3 protein-coding genes are annotated in these 3,930 nt (G+C 74.0%); all 3 read right to left on the bottom strand.

Features of this window, described 5'->3' with window-relative positions; all coding sequences use genetic code 11:
• Positions 1–91: 91 nt before the first annotated feature.
• Positions 92–1,084: a DNA polymerase III subunit delta gene (gene holA / locus Q0A33_RS14555; protein WP_291798358.1), complete on the bottom strand. Its 993-nt coding sequence runs from the start codon at positions 1,082–1,084 to the stop codon at positions 92–94.
• Positions 1,085–1,094: 10 nt separating this feature from the next.
• Entirely contained in the window at positions 1,095–3,404 is a 2,310-nt protein-coding gene (locus Q0A33_RS14550; RefSeq protein WP_291798357.1) for a ComEC/Rec2 family competence protein, read from the bottom strand.
• A partial coding sequence (locus Q0A33_RS14545; protein WP_363316625.1) for a ComEA family DNA-binding protein occupies positions 3,385–3,930 on the bottom strand: 546 nt, incomplete at its 5' end. The genes Q0A33_RS14550 and Q0A33_RS14545, both read right to left, overlap by 20 nt.

The raw sequence follows: 3,930 nt of genomic DNA, 5'->3' as shown, positions 1-3,930 counted from the left end.
GTCCAAGAAGAACCAGGCCCACGAAGAACCGGGCCCAGGAAAGAACACCGCTCAAGCACAGGCGGGGCCGCTCACCACATTGCAGGGCTGCTCAGCGCACGCGGGACTGCTCTGCCACCACGGCAACGAGACGCTCGACCGCGTACTCCGGGTCACGGCCGCCGCCCTTCACGGCCTCATCCGCCTCCGCCGCGGCCAGCAGAGCCCGTCCCAGCGCGACTTCGTTCCACCCTCGCACCTCACGCTTGGCCCGGTCCACCTGCCACGGCGCCATGCCCAGCTCCGCCGCCAGCGACTGCGAGGAGCCCGGCAGTCCCTGCACCTTCGCCAGACCGCGCAGCTTCATGGCCAGCGTCGCCACCACTGGCACCGGATCCGCTCCGGTGGCCAGCGCATGGCGCAGGAGCGCCAGCGCCTCCCCCGCCCGGCCGGCGGCCGCGGCATCCGCGACCTTGAACCCGGTCGCCTCGATGCGACCGCCGTAGTAGCGGTCCACCGCGGCCGCATCGACCGGGCCCTCCGTGTCCGCGAGCAGCTGCCGCACTCCCGCATCCAGCTCCGAGAGATCGGAACCCAGCGCGCCCATGAGCGCCGTGAGGCCGTCTGCCGTGATCTCCCGCTTGGCGCGGGAGAACGCATCCTGCGCGTACTTCTGCCTGTCGGCCTCGCTCTTGAGCACCGCGGCGTCCACGGTGGGCACCTCTGCCGCCGCCAGTGCCTTGAGCAGCCGCGCACCCCGGTTGCCGCCCTTGTGCTCCATCACCACGACGACGTCCGGATTGGGGTCCTGCACGTATGCGAGGGAATCGCGGAGGAACTCGTCCGTCATCGCCTGCAGATCGCTCACGAGCACCAGACCGTGGGAGCTGAAGAGGGAGGGTGCCGCCGCTCCCGGCAGGGAGCCCGGCTCATAGGAGGATGCGGACAGACGCACCGGCTCGATGTCCGCATGCTTCTTCCTCACTGCGGCGACGATGCGCGTGCGGGCGTTGCGGATGAGCACGTCCTCACCGCCGGAGATGAGGACGAGAGGTGCCGGTGCCGCCCTGTGCCAGGGGACCGTCTTCTTCTTCGCTGCCGCCATGTGCGCAACTCTATCCGCCTGCGCGGGCACGGCCGCAGTCCGGATCCTCCGCCCGCACGGCACCACCCGCGGTCACCGCCAGCGTGCCGCACGCATCCGTCCGCAGCACCTCGGCACCCCCGAAGGCGGCGAGTGCAGAAGGCGTGGGATGCCCGTATGAATTGTCCGCGCCGACGGAAACCGCCCCCACCCGAGGCCGCGCCGCGCGGTGCAGCGCGGGAGCCATGTCCCCGCTGCCGTGATGCGGCGCGAGCATGAGATCGACGGGCGGCTCCTGCGCGAGCACCGAGGCGAGGACGAGCGACTGCGTCCGCCCGATGTCCCCCGGCAGCAGCACCGTGATCCCGTCGGCCTCCGCCAGGAGCACCAGCGAATGCCCGTTGCCGTCCGCGCTGGAGCCGGCCCGCGGCGGCGGCCACAGGACGCGCACCCGCACCCCGGGAGGCAGCGCCTCCGGCGGGAGCGCCTCTCCGCGGGCAGCCGGGATGCCGCTCAACCCTGTGAGTGCACGCGCGTCCTCGGCCTCCGGGGTGTGGGCGAGCGCGCGCGGGACGATGAGCGCATGGACCTCGGCGGCCTCCACGGCAGCATCGAGGGCTCCCACGTGATCGCGGTCGAAGTGGGAGACCGCGAGGGTCAGGCGCCGGACGCCCGAACCTTCCAGGCAGCGGTGCAGGGCTTCGGCGTCGTCGCCCGTGTCCACGAGCAGAGCATGGTCACCGGACTCTTCCTGTGCGCGCAGGAGCACGGCGCTGCCCTGCCCCACATCGCAGACGAGCACGGACCACTCGCCGCGTCCCGGCTGTCCGAGGACCGGTACGAGGCTGCCGCCCACGGCCACTGCGAAGGCGAGGACGGCGGCCGCTGCTCTGGACCGACCGCGGAGCAGCACCGCAGCGCACACGAAGGCCGCCATGACGCAGGCGAGCACCACGCCTCCGGGCGCCTCGGGCCAGCGGAGGGCCGCAGCCGGCAGCGCCGCGCACACATGTGCCACTCCGGTGATCCACCAGGCGCAGAATGCGCCCAGTCCCCCGAAGAGCCGTGCGGGCCACGACGCCCCCGCCGCCTCGAGCGCCATCGCGAGCAGGCCCAGCACGGTGGCGGGAGCGACGGCCGGTCCGGCGGCGAGATTGGCGGGAACCGACCACGGACTCAGCTGAGGGGCGAGCACGATGAGCAGCGGGGTGCAGGCGAGCTGCGCCGCCGCCGGCACGGCGATCGCCGCGGCCGCCCAGCCGGGGACCCGGCGATCGACGAGGAGCTGGGTGAGCGGAGGAGCCACCAGCAGGATCCCGGCGGTCGCGGCCACGGACAGTGCGAAGCCGATCTCGCCGGCCAGCTGCGGCTGCCACACGAGGAGCACCGACACCGCGGAGGCGAGCACCGCCACGGTGGGCGTGCCCACCGGCCGCAGGAGACCGATCGCGGTGAGTGCGGCCATCGCGGTGGCACGGGTGACGCTGGGCTCCGGTCCCACCACGAACACGTATCCCGCCGTCACGCAGGCCGCCGGCAGCAGGCGCGCCCACCAGGGCCGGCAGAGACGGGACATGACGAGGAGCACCACCCCGGCGACGATGAGGATGTTCGCACCTGAGACAGCGGTCACGTGTGTGAGCGAGACGGTCCGCATCGCCTCCTCGAGCTCGGCCGAGACCCGCGCGGTGTCTCCGATCACCAGTCCCGGCAGCAGCTCCGCGCCCTCATGCCCTCCCACCGAGGCCCGGGCCAGCCCCGCTCGCACGTCCGCGCGAGCACGCCACACCGCCCCCGGCGCGCGCACCGCCGTCGCCTCCTCCACGCCCGCGAGACCCTCGTCCCACCAGTCGAGGCGTGCCTCGACCAGTGTCCCGGCAGGCGGCAGCGGCTCGTCCGCGATGAGCGTCGCCCTCCCGAACTCCCCCGTGGCGAGCGCGCGGTAGCGGCCCGAGGCGGTCTCATGGGACTCGCTGACGACGCTCGCCCGGACGGACTCCGGCTGCGGCGCCCTGCCCTGTCCGTGCGCATGGGCTCCGGCCAGCACACCCGTGAGTCCGGCGGAGAAGGCCAGACCGCCCGCGACGGTCCGCAGCGCATCCACCCTGCGCCGCCCCGGCCGGGCGAGCAGCAGGAGGACCCCGAGCGCCAGGAGAAGCGCGCAGACCGCGAGCACGGCAGGCACTCCCCCGGTGCCGGCGCCCAGCCACGCCCCGGCGGCGGCCGCGGCCGTGCGGCAGGTGCCCACACGATGGACGAGGCGCGTTCCCGCCCCTCGCAGCAGCTCCGACGTCCGCTGCCGCACCTCCCGCCGCACATGCTCACACCGTGACGAGGTCACGGAGCCTCCCGAGGGTGGCCTCCCCGATGCCGGGCACCTCGAGCAGCTCCTCCACCGAGGAGAAGCCGCCGGTCTCCTCCCTGTGGTCGAGGATCGCCTGCGCCGTCACCGGACCGACCCCGGGCAGGGTCTCCAGCGCCGCGCCGTCCGCGGTGTTGAGGTCGATGAGTGCGGTGCCTCCGTCCGCCGCGCCGGCGCCTCCGCCCGCTTCGCTCGCCGCACCCGCTTCGCCTGCCGCCTGGCCCGCACCGCTGCCGTCCGGCGGCGACGCGAACTCCCCGGACTCCACCTCGGCGGCGGTGGGCACGTACACCTGCTCGCCGTCCGCGAGGGGGCGGGCGAGGTTGAGCGCCGAGGCCTGCGCGGACGGATCGGTTCCGCCGGCAGCTTCGAGCGCGTCCGCGATCCGTGCGCCCGCCGGCAGCTCGACCACGCCTTCGCGCTCCACGGCGCCCACCACGTGCACGACGAGCGGGCCGGCATCCTCGTCTGAGGCAGGCTCCTCCCCTGCAGATGCCTCCGCCCC

The sequence above is a fragment of the Brevibacterium sp. genome, assembly GCF_022712115.1.
In the GTDB taxonomy this organism is placed as follows: Bacteria; Actinomycetota; Actinomycetes; order Actinomycetales; family Brevibacteriaceae; genus Brevibacterium; species Brevibacterium salitolerans.
This window is presented reverse-complemented; position numbering and strand designations above follow the sequence as displayed.